Source organism: Staphylococcus sp. HMSC063A07 (genome assembly GCF_001836955.1).
GTDB lineage: Bacteria > Bacillota > Bacilli > Staphylococcales > Staphylococcaceae > Staphylococcus > Staphylococcus lugdunensis.
Map to the genome: position 1 here is coordinate 23,871 of NZ_KV830930.1, position 22,448 is coordinate 46,318.

The following is a 22,448-nucleotide window of genomic DNA, read 5'->3' on the forward strand; positions in this document are numbered from 1 at the left end:
TTGGAGGGTTAGCATTCATGCAGAGATATGCGATTATATTAGCAGCTGGTAAAGGTACAAGAATGAAGTCGAAAAGGTATAAAGTACTACATGAGGTTGCTGGGAAGCCGATGATTGAGCATGTATTAACGAATGTTAAAGCATCAGGTGTAGATCAAGTTGTAACTGTAGTAGGCCATGGTGCAGATGAGGTCAAAGAAACATTAGGACATCAATCATTGTATAGTTTTCAAGCTGAACAACTAGGTACGGCACATGCCGTGAAAACGGCTCAAGACCACTTAAGCAGTAAAGAAGGAACGACACTAGTTGTATGCGGAGATACGCCACTGATAACTGCTGAAACGTTACAAGCATTAATCGAACACCATGAGCGAAATAAGGCCCATGTCACAGTATTATCTGCAACGGCGATTAACCCATTTGGATATGGACGTATTATTCGTAATGAGCAACAACAGCTGGAACGTATAGTTGAAGAAAAAGATGCATCGGCGGCCGAAAAAACGATAAGTGAAATCAGTTCGGGTATTTTTGCTTTTGATAATCAAGTGCTCTTTGAAACGCTAAATCAGGTGCGAAATGACAATGCACAGGGAGAATATTATCTACCAGATGCAGTTGCCTTGATTTTACATAATCATGGTATTGCCGAAGTCTATCATACAGATGATTTTGATGAAATTATAGGTGTCAATGACCGTGTGATGCTTAGTCAAGCTGAAAAGGCGTTACAACAGCGTGTAAATGACTATCATATGCGAAATGGCGTAACTTTGATTGATCCAACTCAAACATATATTGCACCAGACGTTGAAATTGGTATGGATACGGTTATTGAACCTGGTGTAAGAATTACTGGGACAACAACGATTGGAGAAAATGTACATGTAGGTCAATATTCTGAAATTCATAATAGTAAGATTGCTGCACATGTCGAAATCAAGCAATCGGTGATTAATGATTCTAAAGTGGGCGCGTATACGAAAGTAGGGCCATTTGCACAATTACGTCCTGGTTCTAACCTGGGCAAAGATGTCAAGGTAGGTAACTTTGTTGAAGTTAAGAAAGCTGAGCTGAAAGATGGTGCAAAAGTATCTCACTTGAGCTATATTGGTGATGCTGAAGTCGGAGAACGTACAAATATTGGTTGTGGCTCTATCACTGTGAATTATGATGGCATAAATAAATTCCGTACAGTGATTGGAAGGGATGCCTTTATTGGATGTAATACTAATCTTATTGCACCAGTTACTGTTGGTGATGGCTCGCTCATTGCTGCAGGATCAACAATCACAGATGATATTCCTAATGATAGCTTAGCGCTTGCAAGAGCACGTCAAATCACTAAAGAAGGATATGTAAAAAAATAATACTAACAATCTAGAATATACTTTACGAACTGTAATCGTTATTCCGAATTGTCGAAATTAATAAATTTTAGTATGAATTTGATTGAGTCATAGTAAAAGACGCGTTTTTTATATATAATATGTATGCATAGAAAATAATTGGAGGACTATAAATGTTAAATAATGAATACAAGAATTCATCTTTAAAGATCTTTTCTCTTAAAGGAAATGAACCTTTGGCACAAGAAGTAGCTGATCGTGTAGGGATTGAATTAGGGAAGTGCTCTGTAAAACGTTTTAGTGATGGCGAAATTCAAATTAATATTGAAGAAAGCATCCGAGGATGTGACGTCTTTATTATTCAACCAACATCATATCCAGTCAACTTACATTTAATGGAATTGCTCATTATGATTGATGCATGCAAACGTGCGTCAGCAGCGAATATTAATATTGTGGTACCTTATTATGGATACGCACGTCAAGACAGAAAAGCACGTAGCCGTGAACCTATTACAGCAAAATTAGTAGCTAATTTAATTGAAACAGCTGGTGCAAATCGCATGATCGCTTTAGACTTACATGCGCCACAAATTCAAGGCTTCTTTGACATTCCGATTGATCATTTGATGGGTGTTCCTATTATTGGTCAACATTTCCAAAATGATCCAAACATAAATCCAGAAGAGTGTGTCGTTGTTTCACCAGATCATGGTGGTGTAACGCGTGCGCGCAAACTTGCTGACATTTTAAAAACTCCAATTGCAATTATCGATAAACGTCGCCCTAAACCTAATGTTGCAGAAGTTATGAATATCGTTGGAGATATTGAAGGGCGCACCGCAATTATTATTGATGATATTATTGATACAGCTGGAACGATAACTTTAGCTGCACAAGCGTTAAAAGATAAAGGTGCGAAAGAAGTATATGCATGTTGTACACACCCAGTACTGTCTGGTCCGGCTAAAGAACGTATCGAAAATTCAGCGATTAAAGAGCTTATTGTGACAAATTCAATCTTATTAGATGAAAATCGCAAACCAGCAAATACGAAGCAATTATCTGTTGCTGGACTATTAGCACAAGCTATTGTCCGTGTATATGAACGAGAATCAGTAAGCGTCTTGTTTGATTAAGCCTAGTCACAGCAATTTGACTTCAAATTCATAAGCGTGTATAATACATTCGTTCGTGATTATACGAATGAAATAAACATTTGCAAGCAATGTTCGCATTGATGGGCAAATGAGGAGTGCTCTGTAAGAGAGCAAAATTCGAAAGGTGGAAATCAGAATGGCTTCATTAAAGTCAATCATCCGTCAAGGTAAACAAACTCGTTCAGAACTTAAAAAGATTAGAAGTTTAGGTAAAGTTCCTGCAGTTGTTTACGGTTATAGTACAAAAAATACTTCTGTTAAAGTTGATGAAGTTGAATTCATCAAAGTTATCCGTGAAGTTGGTCGTAACGGGGTTATCGATTTAGGCGTTGGCTCTAAATCAATTAAAGTTATGGTGTCAGATTACCAATTTGATCCGTTAAAAAACCAAATTACACATATTGACTTCTTAGCTATTAACATGACTGAAGAACGTACAGTAGAAGTGCCTGTACACTTAGTTGGTGAAGCAGTGGGTGCTAAAGAAGGTGGCGTTGTTGAACAACCATTATTCTACTTACAAGTTACAGCTACACCAGAAAATATCCCAGAAGCAATTGAAGTAGACGTTACTGACTTACAAATTAACGACAGCTACACAGTAGCAGATGTTAAAGTAACAGGTGACTACACTATTGAAGATGAACCAGAAACTTCAATCGTAACAGTAGTTCCACCAACTGAAGAACCAACTGAAGAAGAAGTGGAAGCTATGGAAGGCGATGCTGCTACGCCAGAACCAGAAGTTGTAGGAGAATCTAAAGAAGACGAAGAAGCTGAAGAATAAAGCTTATAACATTATTGTTTAGCTAATTGTACGATTTACAATTAATAGCTTATAGTGAGCCAAGTTAATTGTGATGTATAAAAGCGACGAATCATCGTCTTATATGAGCACTAAACTTATCAACATAAGTTTAGTGCTTTTTTGTGTTATGATGATGAATGATATAAAATAGTGTGTATCTTTAAAAAGTAAAGAATCAACTTATTTTAATAATGATAACCATATAATAATAGAATTAGAAAAACATACATGAGTGAGTCAATCTAAATAAATGCATCATGTATGGTACATTAATTTACAATTTGGCATGGAGGTTTCAACATATGAAATGTATTGTTGGTCTTGGAAATATAGGCAAACGATTCGAACATACAAGACACAATATTGGTTTTGAAGTGGTAGATTATCTTTTAGATAAATACAATTTTAATTTAGATAAACAAAAATTCAAAGGTGCATATACCATTGAGCGTATTGGTAATGATAAAGTCATGTTTATCGAACCAATGACAATGATGAATTTATCGGGGCAAGCAGTTGGGCCTTTAATGGATTATTACAATGTAGCAATAGATGAACTTATCGTGCTTTATGATGATTTAGATCTTAACCAAGGTCAAGTCAGATTAAGACAAAAGGGTAGTGCAGGTGGTCATAATGGTATGAAATCGATTATTCAACATTTAGGCACGGAGCAATTTAAGCGTATTCGCATCGGTGTTGGTAGACCGACTAATGGCATGTCAGTACCTGATTATGTATTACAAAAATTTTCAAAAGAAGAAATGATGACAATGGATCATGTAGTTGAACATGCAGCTCAAGCAGTAGAAGCATTTATCGATACGTCACGCTTTGACCATGTCATGAATAACTTTAATGGTGACGTCAATTGAAATCAGTGATAGCAGAATACATCCAACAAGATAAACGTTTCCAAGAATTAGATCAGGTATTTGGACAAGAAAATATTTTAGTCACTGGATTATCTCCATCGGCTAAAGCTACAATTATCGCGGAAAAATATCTTACTGACCATAAGCAAATGCTCCTTATAACAAATAATCTCTACCAAGCAGATAAATTAGAAACAGATTTATTGCAGTATATTGATTCGGCAGAAGTATACAAATATCCTGTACAAGATATTATGACAGAAGAATTTTCAACCCAAAGCCCTCAACTTATGAGCGAACGCGTACGCACACTTACTGCGTTAGCACAAAATGAGAAAGGGTTATTTATCGTGCCATTAAATGGTTTGAAAAAATGGCAAACACCTATAGACATATGGCAAGCACATCAAATCCATTTACATATTGGTCAAGATATTGATGTGGCACATTTACTACAGCAACTTGTGAACATGGGGTATCGCCGTGAATCTGTTGTTTCCCATATCGGTGAATTCTCAGTGCGTGGTGGTATTATCGACATCTATCCGTTGATTGGCGAACCGGTAAGAATCGAGTTGTTTGATACGGAAGTCGACTCAATTCGAGATTTTGATATTGAAACCCAACGTTCCAATAATAATTTAGATGGTGTCTCAATCACTTCTGCAAGTGACTATGTCATCACTGATGATGTCATTAAGCATTTACAAAGCAATTTAAAAGCTGCATATGAAGACACACGTCCAAAAATTGAAACATCGGTAAGGAATGACTTGAAAGAAACCTATGAAAGTTTCAATCTTATAGACACGACAGCCGTCGACCACCAATTATTACGACGTTTAGTTGCATTTATGTATGAAACGCCTGCTACTTTGATTGATTATTTTCAACAAGATGCCATTGTCGTAGTTGATGAATATAATCGTATCAAAGAAACAGAAGAAACGTTGACCACTGAAGTCGAGGACTTTATTCATAATTTAATAGAAAGTGGTAATGGTTTTATTGGGCAAACTTTTATGCAATATGACGGTTTTGAACATTTATTAACTCATTTTCCAGTGGCATACTTCACACTGTTTACATCCTCAATGACTGTTAAATTAGCTGATATTATCAAGTTTTCTTGTAAGCCAGTGCAACAGTTTTATGGACAATATGATATTATGCGTTCTGAGTTTCAACGCTACGTACAAAATGACTATACGATTGTAGTCTTGGTAGAAACAGAAACAAAGGTGGAACGTATTCAGGCAATGCTAAACGAAATGCATATTCCTACCGTTAAAAATATTCACAGCGGTATTGCCAGTGGACAAGCTATTGTGACGGAAGGAAGTTTATCTGAAGGTTTTGAACTACCTTATATGCAACTCGTGGTAATTACTGAACGAGAATTGTTTAAAACAAAACAGAAGAAACAGCGCAAACGTTCTAAGACAATATCAAATGCTGAAAAGATAAAATCATATCAAGATTTAAAAGTAGGTGACTATGTAGTTCATGTACATCACGGGGTAGGCCGCTATTTAGGTGTAGAAACACTTGAAGTTGGGGATGTTCATCGCGACTATATAAAATTACAATATAAAGGTACAGATCAATTATTTGTTCCAGTTGACCAAATGGATCAAGTCCAAAAATATGTTGCTTCAGAAGACAAATCGCCTAAATTAAATAAACTTGGTGGCTCTGAATGGAAGAAAACCAAAGCCAAGGTACAACAAAGCGTTGAAGATATTGCTGAAGAATTGATTGCTTTATATAAAGAACGAGAAATGTCAGTAGGTTACCAATTTGGAGAAGATACAGCTGAGCAACAAGCTTTTGAATTAGACTTTCCATATGAGTTAACACCTGATCAAGCAAAATCGATTGAAGAAATTAAAGCAGATATGGAACTACAAAAACCAATGGATCGTCTGTTATGTGGTGATGTTGGCTATGGTAAGACTGAAGTAGCGATTCGTGCAGCTTTTAAAGCAGTAATGGAAGGTAAACAGGTTGCATTTTTAGTTCCAACGACGATTCTTGCTCAACAACATTACGAAACATTGATTGAGCGAATGCAAGATTTCCCGGTTGAAATTCAACTTGTCAGTCGTTTTAGAACGGCGAAAGAGGTTAGAAAGACGAAAGAAGGGTTGAAGTCTGGTTATGTTGATATCGTTGTAGGGACACACAAGCTACTAAGCAAAGATATTCGATATAAGGATTTAGGGTTGCTTATTGTAGATGAAGAGCAACGATTTGGTGTTCGCCATAAAGAACGTATTAAGACATTGAAAACGAATGTTGATGTCTTAACACTAACAGCAACACCTATACCAAGAACGCTGCATATGAGTATGCTTGGTGTGCGTGATTTGTCAGTAATTGAAACGCCACCAGAAAATCGCTTCCCAGTTCAAACGTATGTGCTAGAACAAAATACGAATTTTATTAAAGAAGCATTAGAGCGCGAACTATCTAGAGATGGTCAGGTGTTCTATTTATACAATAAAGTTCAGTCGATATATGAAAAGCGTGAACAACTACAAATGCTCATGCCTGAAGCAAGTATTGCTGTAGCACATGGACAAATGACTGAACGGGATTTAGAAGAAACTATGCTAAGTTTTATCAATGGAGACTACGATATATTAGTAACAACTACGATTATAGAGACAGGTGTGGATGTACCAAATGCCAATACATTGATTATTGAAGAAGCGGATCGATTTGGTTTAAGTCAATTGTATCAATTAAGAGGACGTGTTGGACGTTCGAGTCGTATCGGTTATGCTTATTTCTTACATCCGACAAATAAAGTATTAACCGAAACAGCTGAAGATCGTTTGCAAGCGATTAAGGAATTTACAGAGCTAGGATCTGGTTTCAAGATTGCGATGCGCGATTTAAATATTCGTGGTGCGGGTAACTTATTAGGTAAACAGCAACATGGCTTTATCGATTCAGTTGGATTTGATCTATATTCACAAATGTTAGAAGAAGCAGTAAATGAAAAACGCGGTATAACTGAAGAAACGCCAGATACACCTGAAGTAGAGATGGTATTAAATTTAGATGCCTATCTGCCAGCAGAATATATTCAAAACGAACAGGCTAAAATTGAGATATATAAAAAGTTAAGAAAAGTTGAAAATGAGGCACAACTTGACCATATTAGAGATGAATTGATGGATCGTTTTAATGATTATCCGATAGAAGTTGAACGTTTACTTGATAGTGTACAAATTAAGATGCATGCATTACGTGCTGGGGTAACCTTGATAAAAGATCAAGGAAAAACAGTGGATATTACATTATCGGTGCAAGGAACGAAAGACATCGATGGTGAAGCATTGTTTAAACAAACACAACCGCTTGGTCGAGCTATGAAAGTAGGTGTTCAAGACGGGGTGATGAAAGTTACTTTGAAAAAATCAACACAATGGCTTGAGAATTTAAAATTTTTAGTGAAATGTCTAGAAGAAAGTAGAGTTATTAAAGATGAAGACGAAATCCGCATTTAGTGGTGTAGTGGTACTGACTGGTGCGCTCATTGTTGTCAAAGTATTAAGTGCACTTTATCGTGTACCGTATCAAAATGTATTGGGTGATGAAGGATTGTATGCCTATCAGCAAATATATCCTATTGTTGCGTTAGGCATGATATTATCAATGAATGCAATTCCTAGTGCAGTAACGCAAACTTTAGGTGGACATGGTACGGCGCAAAGATATTCAATGGTGCTTCGATATTTGCAGATAGTAGCTATTTTTATTACTGCATTATTATTTCTGTTAGCGCATCCAATGGCATGGATGATGGGAGATGTTCATCTAGAAACAATGATTAGAGCAGCAAGTTTAAGTTTCTTATTTGTTGGGGTTTTAGGCGTATTAAGAGGTCATTATCAAAGTCAACAATTAATGACTATTCCAGCAATTTCCCAGGTAATAGAGCAGATAATTCGAGTTACAGTTATCTTTGTAGCGATAGGATTATTTATACTTTATGGAAGAACGATTTATCAAGCTGGCATGCTTGCAATTTTAGGTTCATCGGTTGGTTTTCTAGGTTCAAGTCTTTATTTAATCTATCATCGACCGTTTAAATATATGCGTCAGCTAGATACGACGACCATACCATGGCGCCGACTAATGTTAGCAGTTATGGTGTTCGCTATAAGTCAACTATTAGTTATTTTATGGCAGTTCATCGACAGTTTTACAGTAGTACACATGTTAAAATCAAACCATTTATCATTTCATGAAGCGATTAAGCAAAAAGGCATCTATGATCGTGGCGCATCATTTATTCAAATGGGCTTAATTGTCACAACAACTTTTAGTTTTGTGTTGATTCCGTTATTAACATGTGCGTTGCAAGAACAACAATGGAATTTAATGAATCGTTATGCGAATGCCTCTCTGAAAATTACTATATTAATTAGTAGTGCTGCCGCAGTAGGATTAGTTAATTTATTACCATTGATGAATCAAGTTTTTTTTAAAACCAACAGTTTAGTCATAACGCTAAGTGTTTATATGATAACGGTAATATTGGTATCATTAATTATGATGTATATTGCTTTATTACAAGTGTTTAATGAGGTTGCAACGGTGATGATTAGTGTTGGTATTGGTTTAATCGTTAAAGGGCTGTTAAATATTATGTTGATTTATCAATTAGGAATTTTAGGTGCCAGTGTGAGTACCGCCTTGTCTTTAAGTGTGACAGGTTTGATTTGCCATCAGCGTGTAACGACACGTTATAAAATGCAAGGAATGGGTCGATTCTTTATTAAATTATTGGCAAGCATGTTAGTTATGAGTCTTGTCGTGCAAGCTGTGATGTGGCTTATTCCTACAACGGGACGCATTGGTGGATTACTTGAACTTCTAATTGCGGCATTTGCAGGAGTTGGGATATTTACCTGGCTTATAGCTGAATGGCGTATGTTAAGCTATAGAGAACTAAAACACTTACCTTATGGAGATAAATTATATCATTTTAAAACAAGGAGTCGACGATAATATGACGCATAAGATTACAATTATTGGTCTTGGAAATTATGGTTTAGACGATTTACCATTAGGAATATATCGATTTATTCAACAACAAGACTGTGTATATGCACGAACGTTAGCACATCCTGTTATAGAAGCATTGCGTGAGGATATACATTTTGAAACGTTTGATGATATCTATGAAGCACATCAATCTTTTGAAGATGTTTATCAAACCATTGTCGATCGTTTATTAGAATTGGCACAACAACAAGACGTCATTTATGCGGTGCCCGGTCATCCTTATGTTGCAGAAACAACGACGATGCTATTGTTAGAAGCGGAGAAGCAACGAGATGATGTCAGTGTGAATGTACTTGGAGGGAAAAGTTTTATCGATGATATTTTTGCCGCGGTAAAAATTGATCCGAATGATGGCTTTACAATGTTGGATGGTACAGATATACAGCCAGAACATTTGAATGTGCGCACAGCTACAATCATTACACAAGTTTATAGCAATATGGTAGCTGCAGATTTGAAAATTACTTTGATGGAACGCTATCCGGATGATTACCATGTTAAAATCGTTGATGGTGCGCATGGTGGTAATGCACAAATAACGGAGTTACCGCTCTACGAATTAGACCGTGATGCATCTTATTTTAATAATCTAACTAGTGTTTTTGTACCTGCAGTTGAAGACGAGCGTGTGCTATATTCAGACTTTGATTTTGCGGTACAAACCATTGACACACTTGTCGATGATGACCACGGTTGTCCTTGGGATAAAGCGCAAACACATGCCTCATTGAAACGCTATTTACTAGAAGAAACATTTGAATTATTTGAAGCGATTGATAATAAAGATGATTGGCATATGATTGAAGAACTTGGTGATATTTTACTACAAGTATTATTACATACGAGTATTGGTAAAAAAGAAGGCTATATGGATATACGTGAAGTTATTGACGGCTTAAATGCTAAAATGATTCGACGTCATCCTCATATCTTTGGAGAACAACATGCAGAAACAATAGATGATTTAAATACTATTTGGCTAGAGGCGAAACAACAAGAAGGCAAAACACCACGCGTCAAATTCGAGAAAGTATTTGCAGACCACTTCATGTCGTTGTATGATAAAACCAAAAATAAAGACTTTGATGAAAATATGCTCAAAGCCTATTTACAGCAAGGAGAGGCAGAGTCATGAGATTAGATAAATATTTAAAGGTATCACGTTTAGTAAAACGACGTACCTTGGCTAAAGAAATCAGTGACCAAGGTCGTATTACTGTTAATGGTAACGATGCTAAAGCAGGTACAGATGTTAAGGTTGAAGATGAATTAGTCATTCGCTTTGGTCAAAAGTTAGTTACAGTTAAAGTAACTGCATTAAATGAGCATGCAACAAAAGAAAATGCTAAAGGCATGTACGAATTGATCAAAGAAGAACGTACTAAAAATGAACCACAATTTGATGAATAATGGCTTAAAGGAGGTGACAAGCATTGGATAAAAAAGTAGAACAAATAGGTAATCAGTACACATCACAAAGAAACAAACAAAAGCAACGAAATAAGATGAAAATGCGTATTGTTCGCCGTAGAATTACAGTGTTTGGTGGTATACTATTAGCCATTATATTAATGTTAATTATCGTGCTTGTCCTTCAAAAGCAAAGTAATAGTGAAGATGCTGCTGAACGAAAACATAAAGAAGAACAATTTCAAAAACAACAAGATGAAGAAATTGCATTAAAAGAAGAACTGAGTAATTTGAACGATTCGGATTACGTAGAGAAAATTGCGCGTGATGATTACTATTTGAGTAATAAAGGAGAGGTTATCTTTAAATTGCCAAGTGATAAACAGTCAGATAAGTCAAAGTCGACAGATGATGATCACTAATCGCTTTATAAAATAGTAAAAACAATTAAATATAGAGGATACAGTTAACAGTTTTATTAGAAACAGCAGCTAATCTTAAAATAATCTAGCTATAGCATTGTGAAAATATTAAAACAGGAATATAATAAGGATAAAATCGAATCATATCGGGAGGATTTATTTAGAATATGTCAATCGAAGTAGGAAATAAGCTTAAAGGTAAAGTCACAGGTATCAAAAAATTTGGTGCGTTCGTCGAATTACCTGAAGGGAAAAGTGGCTTAGTACACATTAGTGAAGTGGCAGATAATTACGTTGAAAATGTAGAGGACCATTTATCAATCGGTGATGAAGTTGAAGTTAAAGTATTATCAATTGCGGATGACGGAAAAATCAGCTTATCAATTAAAAAAGCAAAAGATCGACCACGTAGACCACAACACAAATCACATCATAGTAAACCGCCACAAAAAGCTGAAGATTTTGAAAAGAAACTAAGTAATTTCTTAAAAGATAGTGAAGATAAACTCACAACGATTAAACGACAAACAGAATCTAGACGTGGTGGTAAAGGTTCAAGACGTTAATGCGGTTAAAAATAGACTGTTTCTACTCAAGGAGCAGTCTATTTTTATTGACGGCCCTTTGATAAAAATAGATACAGATTAAAATTATAAAAGGTGGGATTATATGAAAGTAGACACGAGTGGTTGGACTGTAGAGGACCATATTGTCTTAGCCGTATCTACAGGTGTTGATAGCATGTGCCTGTTATACGCTTTAACCCATCTCTATCGTGACACCTATCGCAAGTTAACATGTCTACATGTCAATCATGGTTTGCGAGAAGAATCGATAGAGGAAGAACGTTTTTTTCAAACCTACTGTGAACAACACCAGTTATCATATGATATTAAACATTTAGATTTATCACATTTAGTAGCTTCCGGGAAAAGTATACAAAATGACTCACGACAAATGCGTTATCAATGGTTTGATTATAAAATGCATGAATTAAATGCGGATGTGTTACTCACTGCACATCATTTAGATGATCAACTTGAAACAATCTTTTACCGTTTGTTTTCTGGACGGGCAACACGCAGTCGATTAGGCATGTCTTATCTTACGGCGAGAGAGCAATACAAAATATGCCGACCATTACTACAATCTCATAAACAAGACATCCGATATTTTCAACAAGTGCATCATGTGCCTTTTTATGAAGATTGTTCAAATCATATAAATAAATATGTACGTAATGACATTCGCAATCGCTTAATACCTGAAATTAATGATAATGAGCAATTAGATGTTGAGCAATTATTGAAATTAAAAGCCTGGCATGATGCACAGATGGAGCAATTAGAAAATAAAACTTCGCGATTCATTCAAGATTATGTGAATATGAATCATAATCATACTATGATAACGTGCCCAAGAACACGATTCAATTGTCTGCCATACTACGATAAAGTCATGCTGATGGACTGCTTACTACAGTATACGGATATTCCTGCACCATACTCTGAAAGAACATATTATGAATGGTTCCATCAAATAGCTAATGATAAAGCCCAATTTGAAATTGGGTTAACAGAACAATGGCATATTAAAATTGCATATGATAAATTTATAATAATGGCTAAATACCAACAGCAAACATCAGTTGAACCTATTAAAATTTATCACCATGGGCATTACCATTTTGGCAATAGTCATATTATAGTTGACGAGCAAATGCCAGCTGATGTTTTCCCGCTGACGATTCGTACGCGTAAAAACGGGGATATTTTTTGCTTAAATGGACAAACAGCACATAAAAAAGTCAGCCGTTTGATGATTGACCACAAGGTAGACATGAATGAAAGAAATATAATGCCTATTGTTGTTGATGCTGAGCAGCATATTATAGCGGTTGGCCAACTATATATATCACGAACCCACCAAGATTATTTAACTATTAATAACGGAGATGAATAACTATGCATAATGATTTAAAGGAAATAATTTTAACAGAAGAAGAGATTCAAACACTTTGTAAAACACTAGGAGAACAAATCACACAAGATTATCAAAATAAACCATTAGTTTGTGTTGGGATCTTAAAAGGTTCTGTTATGTTTATGGCAGATTTAATTAAACGCATTGATACACATCTTGCTATAGATTTTATGGATGTTTCAAGTTATCACGGAGGTACAGAATCTACTGGTGAGGTTCAAATTATTAAAGATTTAGGTACATCAATTGAGAATAAAGATGTCTTAATCATTGAAGATATATTAGAGACAGGAACAACTTTAAAATCAATTACTGAGTTACTACAATCTAGAAAAGTAAATTCATTAGAAATTGTAACGCTATTAGACAAACCTAATCGCCGAAAAGCAGATATCGAAGCAAAATATGTAGGTAAAAAAATTCCCGATGAATTTGTTGTAGGTTATGGCTTAGATTATGGAGAACATTATCGTAATTTACCTTACATTGGCACGCTTAAACCCGAAGTTTACACAAAATAAGTGATTTATCTTCTGATATAAAATAAAGTAAAATACTATGCGAAAAATGTCTAATAGTGTAGACTCGATTTATATAACTCTCTTAAATAAATAGTGTACAAAAGAAATGAAACTATAATGTTTTATGTGCTATAGAAAATAGTGATAATAGGGAATGTAATAATGATAAGTAAAAAGGCTATAGAAACTAATATTAAAGTTGAAATACTAGCCTTAAAAAGATGTATTGTGTTACAATTTTTGTTAGTTTTATTATGGAAGTAGGAGGAAACGACGCATGCAAAAAGCATTTCGCAATGTGCTAGTTATCGCAATTATTGGCGTTATTTTGTTTGGCGTTTTCAATTATATAAACAATAATGGGAACATGCCAAAGCAACTTACATATACGCAATTTGTTAAACAGTTGGATAAAGGTGAACTGAAGTCTTTAGAAATCCAACCAGAGCAAAATGTTTACATGGTAAGTGGTAAGACGAAAAAAGATGAAGATTATTCATCAACAATACTTTATAACAATGAAAAAGACTTACAAAACATCACAGATAAAGCAAAAAAACAAGATGGGTTAAAATTCACTGTTAAAGAAGAAGAAAAACAAAGTGTATTTGTAAGTATCTTAACAACACTTATTCCAGTTTTAATTATTGCATTATTGTTCATCTTCTTCCTAAGCCAAGCACAAGGTGGGGGACAAGGCGGTCGTATGATGAACTTTGGTAAATCCAAAGCAAAAATGTACGATAACAAGAAACGTCGTGTACGCTTTAGTGATGTTGCCGGTGCTGACGAAGAGAAACAGGAATTAATTGAAATTGTTGACTTCTTAAAAGATAATAAGAAATTTAAACAAATGGGCTCACGTATACCTAAAGGTGTGCTTTTAGTAGGGCCTCCAGGTACAGGTAAAACATTGCTTGCGCGTGCCGTGGCCGGTGAAGCTGGTGCACCATTCTTCTCAATCAGTGGTTCAGACTTCGTTGAAATGTTCGTTGGTGTCGGCGCAAGTCGTGTGCGTGACTTATTTGAAAATGCTAAAAAGAATGCGCCTTGTATTATTTTCATCGATGAAATCGATGCCGTAGGTCGTCAACGTGGTGCAGGTGTTGGTGGTGGCCATGATGAACGAGAACAAACACTCAACCAACTCTTAGTAGAAATGGATGGCTTCGGTGAAAATGAAGGTATTATCATGATTGCAGCAACAAACCGACCAGACATTTTAGACCCAGCATTATTACGTCCAGGTCGTTTTGACCGTCAAATTCAAGTAGGTCGCCCTGATGTAAAAGGCCGTGAAGCGATTCTACATGTTCACGCTAAAAACAAACCGCTTGATGAAACTGTAGATTTAAAAGCTATTTCTCAAAGAACACCAGGATTTTCTGGTGCTGATTTAGAAAACTTACTAAATGAGGCATCATTGATTGCTGCGCGTGAAGGTAAAAATAAAATTGATATGCGCGATATCGAAGAAGCAACCGACCGCGTTATTGCTGGTCCAGCTAAGAAATCTCGTGTTATTTCTGATAAGGAACGAAATATCGTGGCACATCATGAAGCAGGACATACCATTATTGGGATGGTACTTGACGAGGCGGAAATTGTGCATAAAGTAACTATCGTACCACGTGGTCAAGCCGGTGGATATGCGATGATGTTACCTAAACAAGATCGCTTCTTAATGACAGAACCAGAATTGTTAGACAAAATTTGTGGTTTGCTTGGTGGACGTGTGTCTGAAGATATTAACTTTGGTGAAGTATCTACAGGGGCATCAAACGACTTTGAAAGAGCTACCCAAATTGCACGCTCAATGGTCACAGAATATGGTATGAGTAAAAAATTAGGACCATTACAATTTTCTAATAGTAGTAGCGGGCAAGTCTTCTTAGGCAAAGATATGCAAGGTGAATCTAATTATTCAGGTCAAATTGCTTATGAAATCGATAAAGAAGTACAACGTATTATTAAAGAACAATATGAACGTTGTAAACAAATATTAATAGAACATCAAGATCAGTTAAAACTTATTGCTAAAACACTATTAACTGAGGAAACATTAGTTGCTGAACAAATTCGCTCATTATTCTATGATGGTAAAATGCCAGAAGTAGATTATGATAGTGCAAAAATAGTAAATAAAGACGATACTGATTTTAGCGATGGTAAATATGGCAAATCGTATGATGAAATTCGTGAAGAACAATTAGAGCAAGGTGACAAAGACGAAGACACGAACAAAGATGCATCAGAAAAAGATCGTGCATCTGAGTCAGATGACACAGCACACGAACAAGCACCAAATATTGATAAACCATATAATCCAAGTGATCCAAACCAGCCTGATCATAGACAACAATGATATTAATCTGTCTCCTTCTGCATATGAATTATTGCGGAAGGAGACTTTTTGATTTTTTTAACGAAACGAAACTGATACAAGCAGGTCATTTTGTTGATATAAACAACAGGTGTATAATAATTGCTCATAATAAGAAAAAACTTGATAAATAAAATATAAAAGTATATAAGGAGATTGTTTATGACACATGATTATATAGTAAAAGCATTGGCGTATGGTGGAGAAATAAGAGCATATGCTGCACTTACCACAGAATCCGTACAAGAAGCTCAAACGCGTCATTATACTTGGCCAACTGCTTCTGCAGCTATGGGAAGAACTATGACTGCCACAGTGATGATGGGGGCAATGCTCAAAGGAGCGCAAAAATTAACAGTTACAGTTGACGGCAAAGGGCCGATAGGTAAAATAATTGCTGATGCTGATGCGCGAGGTAATATACGCGCTTATGTCGATCATCCTCAAACACATTTTCCATTAAATGCACAAGGAAAATTAGATGTAAAACGTGCAGTAGGAACAGAGGGGTCCATTATGGTAGTAAAAGATGTTGGAATGAAGGATTATTTTACAGGAACAAGTCCGATAGTGTCCGGAGAACTAGGAGAAGACTTCACATATTATTATGCAACAAGTGAACAAACACCATCTTCTGTTGGTTTAGGAGTGCTAGTTAATCCAGATAACTCTATTAAAGCAGCAGGTGGCTTTGTAATACAGGTTATGCCAGGCGCATCAAATGATACGATTACGCATTTAGAAAATGTAATTAAGCACATGACACCAGTATCCAAACTGATTGAACAAGGGTTAACACCTGAAAGCATTCTAAGCGAAATTCTTGGACAGGAACACGTTCAAATCATCGATAAGACACCCGTTCAGTTCGAATGTCAATGCAGTCATGAAAAATTTTCAAATGCTATTAAAGGGTTAGGAGAAGCAGAAATACAAGATATGATTACAAAGGATCATGGCGCAGAGGCTACATGTCATTTTTGTAATCAAAAATATAACTATACTGAAGCGGAGCTACAGGGGGTTCTCGAACAATTACAAGCATAGCATGAGTCAATGGTAGTTTAGATGATACTAGGTCAGGGAAACACAAAGATGTATAATAGTTTTAGAGACATAAATGGGTAAATACATTTGTTTTTTTAGAAAATTCTGATATGATATAACTATATCCGATTAAAGAACTAAGCATTTAGTCAAACTAGAATAAAGGAGTGTTTTTAATGGCACAAAAAATAGTTGATAATATTACAGAAATTATTGGCAATACACCAGTAGTCAAATTGAGAAACGTTGTAGACGCTGATGCAGCAGATGTATACGTGAAATTAGAATATCAAAATCCAGGTGGTTCTGTTAAAGATCGTATTGCGCTTGCTATGATAGAAAAAGCAGAAAAAGAAGGTAAAATTAAACCTGGCGATACGATAGTTGAACCTACAAGTGGTAACACTGGTATCGGACTTGCATTTGTTTGTGCTGCGAAAGGCTATAAAGCTGTATTTACAATGCCAGAAACAATGAGTTTAGAGCGCCGTAATTTATTGAAAGCTTATGGTGCAGAAGTAGTATTAACACCCGGATCAGAAGCGATGAAAGGTGCAATTAAAAAGGCTAAAGAATTAAAAGAAGAACATGGTTATTTCGAACCACAACAATTTGAAAACCCAGCAAACCCTGAAATTCACGAATTGACTACAGGTCCAGAAATTGTTGAACAATTTGAAGGTAAACAAATTGATGCTTTCTTAGCTGGTGTAGGTACGGGAGGAACTTTATCAGGTGCTGGTAAAGTATTAAAAGAAAAATATCCAAATATTGAAATCGTGGCAATCGAACCAGAAGCATCTCCAGTATTAAGTGGAGGTGAACCTGGTCCACACAAATTACAAGGTTTAGGTGCTGGTTTCGTTCCAGACACACTTAACACAGATATCTATGATAGCATCATTCAAGTTGGCAATGACATTGCGATGGAAACATCACGTCGTGTGGCTAAAGAAGAAGGTATTTTAGCAGGTATTTCTTCAGGTGCAGCCATTCACGCAGCAATTCAAAAAGCTAAAGAATTAGGTAAAGGAAAAACAGTATTAACCGTATTACCAAGTAATGGCGAACGTTACTTATCTACACCGTTATATTCATTTGACGACTAATTTATAGTTCATTTAATATGCTAGTGAAGTCCCAGTTGGCTTCACTGGCTTTTTTGTTTTTTGAAAAAGCCAGTGTAAAATCTATAAGAGAAATAGATGAATTTTAAATTGCAAATACTGAAATGTTTCTCAAATGAGTGTATCATTATTTATAAGTTAATGATTTAAATGTAGTTGCAGTGTTACATATTCATTTTTTAAGAAAGCAAAGGGTGAAAAAAATGACGAAAACAAAAATTATGGGCATTTTAAATGTGACGCCGGATTCGTTCTCTGATGGGGGTAAATACAATTCAGTGGACAAGGCAGTCGCACGAGCAAAAGAGATGATAGATGAAGGTGTGGATATCATCGATGTGGGTGGCGTATCCACAAGACCAGGTCATACGGAAGTATCATTAGAGGAAGAAATGGAACGCGTTGTACCTGTAGTAGAACAATTGGTTAAATTAGACGTTCAAATTTCTGTTGATACATATCGTAGTGAGGTAGCAGAGGCTTGTTTAAAGCTTGGGGCTACAATTATAAATGACCAATGGGCGGGATTATATGACCCTAAAATATTTGATGTGGTTAGTGACTATAATGCAGAAATTGTGTTAATGCATAACGGCGATGGTCAGAGAGAACAACCTGTTGTTGAAGAAATGCTATTATCGTTATTGACTCAGGCTAATAAAGCAGAAATGGCAGGCATAGAAAAAGGGAACATATGGTTAGACCCTGGTATTGGTTTTGCTAAATCAAGAAGTGAAGAAAAAGAAGTCATGGCACGATTAGATGAACTTGTGGCAACAGAATATCCAGTGCTATTAGCCACGAGTCGTAAACGCTTTATTAAAGAAATGATTGGCAAAGAGACAACGCCAGCAGAACGAGATGAAGCAACAGCTGCTACGACGGTTTATGGTATAATGAAAGGCATTCAGGCGGTTCGCGTGCATAATGTAGACTTAAATGTAAAGCTTGCACAAAGCATCGACTTTTTAAAGGAGAATGAACATGAGCGACATCATCTTTCTTAATGGCATGCGTTTTTATGGCTATCATGGAGCGCTTCATGCAGAAAATGAACTTGGCCAAATTTTTATAGTAGATGTAACACTTAAAGTTGATTTGACTGAAGCAGGGAAAACGGATAATGTCAAAGACACTGTGCATTATGGTGAGGTCTTTGAAGATGTTAAAAACATTGTTGAAGGGCCATCTTGTCAATTGATAGAACATCTTGCAGAACGTATTGCAAAACGTATAAATTCACACTATAATCGTGTAATGGAAACGAAAGTCAGAATCACTAAAGAAAATCCTCCGATTGCAGGTCATTATGATGGCGTTGGTATAGAAATAGTGAGGGAGAATTATTAAATGGTACAAGCTTATCTAGGTTTAGGAAGTAATATTGGCAATCGTCATAAACAGTTGATGCAGGCAATAGACATCCTTGATCATTTTGATGGTATTAAGGTTACACAAGTTTCTCCAATATACGAAACAGCTCCTGTGGGTTATACAGAACAACCACAATTCTTAAATTTATGTGTTGAAATAAATACGCAACTTACACCACGAGAATTGCTCAATTGTTGTTTAGAAACTGAAAAACAGTTACATCGAGTGAGAGAAGTACGTTGGGGTCCACGCACATTAGATGTTGATATCTTATTATATGGAGATGACATCATAGAGTTGGATCAACTAACGATTCCCCACCCAAGGATGACAGAACGTGCATTCGTATTGATACCCCTCAATGACATTGCGTCGACGAAAATAGAACCTCATTCCAAACAAACGATTGGAAACCTAGTTAAGGCAGACGATTCAGTTAAAAAGTATAAACAATGAGAGGCTAATGAAATATGTGGAAAACTGGAGACGTAGAAATTGAAATAGCGTCGTATTAATCCCTTATGTATGGTGGGGGAATATTATTCCACTTTCCGACTTACCGTTTCTCAGTTAATGGCAATAGTGATAATCATCATCCTAACTTGAGAAAAAATGCTTGATTAATCGGGTATAGATGTTGTAATGATAAGATGAAAAGCCTTAGGTAATTCACGGATAATTTATCGTACCTTCCATTACCTCGAAACATGAGCACTTATAGATGAGCCAACTTTAAAAGATAAAGTGGAAATTGCTTTATTACATACGCGCCGTCTTGTAGAATTAAAGGGAGAAAAGATTGGTGTTATGGAAATGCGTAAACACACTTCTTGGTAATTAAAAGGTGTTAATGGCCATGGCAAAGCATGTAAAGCCCTTAAGCCGAAACAGAACAAGGAATGATTATACCTTACAACATTTCCAACAAGAAATTATGCAACAACCAACAGAAAAACAAGAAGTTTAAAGGAGAGAGCAGAATGTCAGAAGAAATGAATGACCAAATGCAGGTCCGTCGTCAAAAGCTACAAGAACTAATCGATTTAGGTATTGATCCTTTTGGGAAACGCTTCGAACGTACAGCTATGGCTGATGACTTAAAAGGAGCATGGGATCAATATTCTAAAGAGGAATTACATGATAAAGAGGCAGAAAGTCATGTAACCATCGCAGGTCGTTTAATGACTAAACGTGGTAAAGGTAAAGCAGGTTTTGCACATATTCAAGACTTGTCAGGTCAAATTCAAATATATGTACGTAAAGATCAAGTTGGAGAAGAACAGTTTGATATTTGGAAAATCGCTGACCTTGGAGACATTGTTGGTATTGATGGTGTTATGTTTAAAACGAATACAGGTGAATTAACAGTTAAAGCTAAAACCTTCACTTTATTATCTAAAGCATTACGTCCGTTACCTGATAAATTCCATGGTTTACAAGATATTGAACAACGCTATCGCCAACGTTATCTAGATTTAATTACAAACAAAGAAAGTACGCAAACGTTCATTCATCGTAGTAAAATCATTCAAGAAATGCGTAACTATTTAAATAATAAAGGATTTTTAGAAGTAGAAACACCAATGATGCATCAAATACCTGGTGGAGCTGCTGCACGTCCATTTGTGACACATCATAATGCCTTAGATGCAACTTTATATATGCGAATAGCTATTGAATTACATTTAAAACGTCTTATTGTAGGTGGCTTAGAAAAAGTATATGAAATAGGTCGTGTGTTCCGTAACGAAGGTGTCTCAACTCGACATAACCCAGAGTTTACAATGATTGAACTTTATGAAGCATATGCAGATTTCCACGATATTATGGATTTAACAGAATCACTCATTCGCCATATTGCACAAGAAGTATTTGGCTCAGCAAAAGTTCAATACAATGGAGAAGAAATCGATTTAGAATCATCTTGGACAAGATTGCATATTGTAGATGCAGTTAAAGAAGCTACAGGTGTAGATTTCTATCAAGTAAAATCAGACGAAGAAGCAAAAGCATTAGCTAAAGAACACGGTATTGAAATTAAAGAAAACATGAAGTATGGACATATCTTGAATGAGTTCTTTGAACAAAAAGTTGAAGAAACACTTATTCAACCAACATTCATTTATGGACATCCAATCGAAATATCACCATTAGCGAAGAAAAATCCGGAAGACCCAAGATTTACAGATCGTTTTGAACTATTTATTGTTGGAAGAGAACATGCAAATGCCTTCACAGAACTAAATGACCCAATCGATCAAAGAGAACGCTTTGAAGCACAATTAGTAGAAAAAGCACAAGGTAATGATGAAGCACATGAAATGGATGAAGATTTCATTGAAGCATTAGAATATGGTATGCCGCCAACAGGTGGATTAGGAATCGGAATTGATAGACTTGTGATGTTATTAACAGATTCACCATCTATTCGTGATGTACTATTATTCCCATATATGCGACAAAAATAAATGATAGCAACAGATTTGTACAAAATACAAGTACGACACTGATAATCGAATATACGAAATAAATGCCCGAAGCAAATTAAGCTTTGGGCATTTTAAATATACAATTCATATCGCACTTAAATTAATAATCTTAGTTGTGAAGAAAAAATCTATAAAAAAAGAATAGATTTTAACGTGCAGATATGATAATATTTATCGAGTGTCAAAGAGAAAAAATGATGAATGATATATCATGAAAAAATATATAAAAAACAATTGACATGACTAATGATGTGTTGTAACATATAAAAGTCGTCAATTTCATGGACGTGAAATTTAAACGCAATGTAAATCAATTTTAAACAAAGTGTAAAATTGACTATTGAAACGTTTGAATAAAGTTAGTAAAATTAGTAAAGTAAGCTATTTGTCTGGTGACAATGGCAAGGAGGTCACA

At 35.7% G+C, this 22,448-nt stretch carries 19 protein-coding genes; all 19 read left to right on the forward strand.

Annotated elements, in window-relative coordinates:
* Nucleotides 1-17: 17 nt before the first annotated feature.
* The 19 genes from glmU (at nt 18) to lysS (ending at nt 22,012) form a co-directional block, all read left to right on the forward strand.
* Nucleotides 18-1,373 (forward strand): bifunctional UDP-N-acetylglucosamine diphosphorylase/glucosamine-1-phosphate N-acetyltransferase GlmU, encoded by a 1,356-nt coding sequence (gene glmU / locus HMPREF2597_RS09840; protein ID WP_002479487.1) that lies wholly within the window; start codon nt 18-20, stop codon nt 1,371-1,373.
* A gap of 152 nt (nt 1,374-1,525) precedes the next feature.
* Nucleotides 1,526-2,491, forward strand: a complete 966-nt coding sequence (locus HMPREF2597_RS09845; RefSeq protein WP_002479488.1) for a ribose-phosphate diphosphokinase — start codon at nt 1,526-1,528, stop codon at nt 2,489-2,491.
* Between the two features lie 157 nt (nt 2,492-2,648).
* A complete protein-coding gene (locus HMPREF2597_RS09850; protein WP_002461472.1) occupies nt 2,649-3,299 on the forward strand; it encodes a 50S ribosomal protein L25/general stress protein Ctc in 651 nt (216 codons plus the stop codon).
* A gap of 323 nt (nt 3,300-3,622) precedes the next feature.
* Complete coding sequence (gene pth, locus HMPREF2597_RS09855) at nt 3,623-4,195, forward strand: aminoacyl-tRNA hydrolase (protein ID WP_002461471.1); 573 nt, start codon at nt 3,623-3,625, stop codon at nt 4,193-4,195.
* Nucleotides 4,192-7,713: a transcription-repair coupling factor gene (gene mfd, locus HMPREF2597_RS09860; RefSeq protein ID WP_002479489.1), complete on the forward strand. Its 3,522-nt coding sequence runs from the start codon at nt 4,192-4,194 to the stop codon at nt 7,711-7,713. Before pth ends, mfd begins: the two co-directional genes overlap by 4 nt.
* Nucleotides 7,691-9,220, forward strand: coding sequence for a polysaccharide biosynthesis protein (locus tag HMPREF2597_RS09865; protein ID WP_002479490.1), 1,530 nt, complete (start codon nt 7,691-7,693; stop codon nt 9,218-9,220). Before mfd ends, HMPREF2597_RS09865 begins: the two co-directional genes overlap by 23 nt.
* Nucleotide 9,221: 1 nt before the next feature.
* Nucleotides 9,222-10,412 carry a MazG nucleotide pyrophosphohydrolase domain-containing protein gene (locus HMPREF2597_RS09870; RefSeq protein ID WP_002479491.1) on the forward strand — a complete coding sequence of 397 codons (1,191 nt, stop codon included), beginning with the start codon at nt 9,222-9,224 and terminating at the stop codon, nt 10,410-10,412.
* Complete coding sequence (locus HMPREF2597_RS09875) at nt 10,409-10,687, forward strand: RNA-binding S4 domain-containing protein (protein WP_002479492.1); 279 nt, start codon at nt 10,409-10,411, stop codon at nt 10,685-10,687. The genes HMPREF2597_RS09870 and HMPREF2597_RS09875 overlap by 4 nt, the downstream gene beginning before the upstream one ends.
* 23 nt (nt 10,688-10,710) lie before the next feature.
* Nucleotides 10,711-11,109, forward strand: a complete 399-nt coding sequence (gene divIC, locus HMPREF2597_RS09880; RefSeq protein WP_002479493.1) for a cell division protein DivIC — start codon at nt 10,711-10,713, stop codon at nt 11,107-11,109.
* A 167-nt stretch (nt 11,110-11,276) separates the two neighbouring features.
* Complete coding sequence (locus tag HMPREF2597_RS09885; RefSeq protein ID WP_002461461.1) at nt 11,277-11,675, forward strand: S1 domain-containing RNA-binding protein; 399 nt, start codon at nt 11,277-11,279, stop codon at nt 11,673-11,675.
* Nucleotides 11,676-11,778: 103 nt separating this feature from the next.
* Nucleotides 11,779-13,071: a tRNA lysidine(34) synthetase TilS gene (gene tilS / locus HMPREF2597_RS09890; protein WP_002479494.1), complete on the forward strand. Its 1,293-nt coding sequence runs from the start codon at nt 11,779-11,781 to the stop codon at nt 13,069-13,071.
* A 2-nt stretch (nt 13,072-13,073) separates the two neighbouring features.
* Complete coding sequence (hpt, locus tag HMPREF2597_RS09895; RefSeq protein ID WP_002461459.1) at nt 13,074-13,613, forward strand: hypoxanthine phosphoribosyltransferase; 540 nt, start codon at nt 13,074-13,076, stop codon at nt 13,611-13,613.
* A gap of 277 nt (nt 13,614-13,890) precedes the next feature.
* A complete protein-coding gene (ftsH, locus tag HMPREF2597_RS09900; protein ID WP_070817289.1) occupies nt 13,891-15,978 on the forward strand; it encodes an ATP-dependent zinc metalloprotease FtsH in 2,088 nt (695 codons plus the stop codon).
* A gap of 180 nt (nt 15,979-16,158) precedes the next feature.
* Nucleotides 16,159-17,043 carry an Hsp33 family molecular chaperone HslO gene (gene hslO / locus HMPREF2597_RS09905; protein WP_070817290.1) on the forward strand — a complete coding sequence of 295 codons (885 nt, stop codon included), beginning with the start codon at nt 16,159-16,161 and terminating at the stop codon, nt 17,041-17,043.
* A 176-nt stretch (nt 17,044-17,219) separates the two neighbouring features.
* Entirely contained in the window at nt 17,220-18,152 is a 933-nt protein-coding gene (gene cysK, locus HMPREF2597_RS09910; RefSeq protein WP_002479495.1) for a cysteine synthase A, read from the forward strand.
* Nucleotides 18,153-18,373: 221 nt separating this feature from the next.
* Nucleotides 18,374-19,177: a dihydropteroate synthase gene (gene folP, locus HMPREF2597_RS09915; RefSeq protein ID WP_070817291.1), complete on the forward strand. Its 804-nt coding sequence runs from the start codon at nt 18,374-18,376 to the stop codon at nt 19,175-19,177.
* Nucleotides 19,155-19,520 (forward strand): dihydroneopterin aldolase, encoded by a 366-nt coding sequence (gene folB / locus HMPREF2597_RS09920; RefSeq protein WP_002461453.1) that lies wholly within the window; start codon nt 19,155-19,157, stop codon nt 19,518-19,520. Before folP ends, folB begins: the two co-directional genes overlap by 23 nt.
* Nucleotides 19,521-20,000 (forward strand): 2-amino-4-hydroxy-6-hydroxymethyldihydropteridine diphosphokinase, encoded by a 480-nt coding sequence (gene folK, locus HMPREF2597_RS09925; RefSeq protein WP_002479498.1) that lies wholly within the window; start codon nt 19,521-19,523, stop codon nt 19,998-20,000. It begins immediately after the preceding gene.
* A 524-nt stretch (nt 20,001-20,524) separates the two neighbouring features.
* Nucleotides 20,525-22,012: a lysine--tRNA ligase gene (gene lysS / locus HMPREF2597_RS09930; RefSeq protein ID WP_002479499.1), complete on the forward strand. Its 1,488-nt coding sequence runs from the start codon at nt 20,525-20,527 to the stop codon at nt 22,010-22,012.
* The last annotated feature ends 436 nt before the right edge of the window (nt 22,013-22,448 follow it).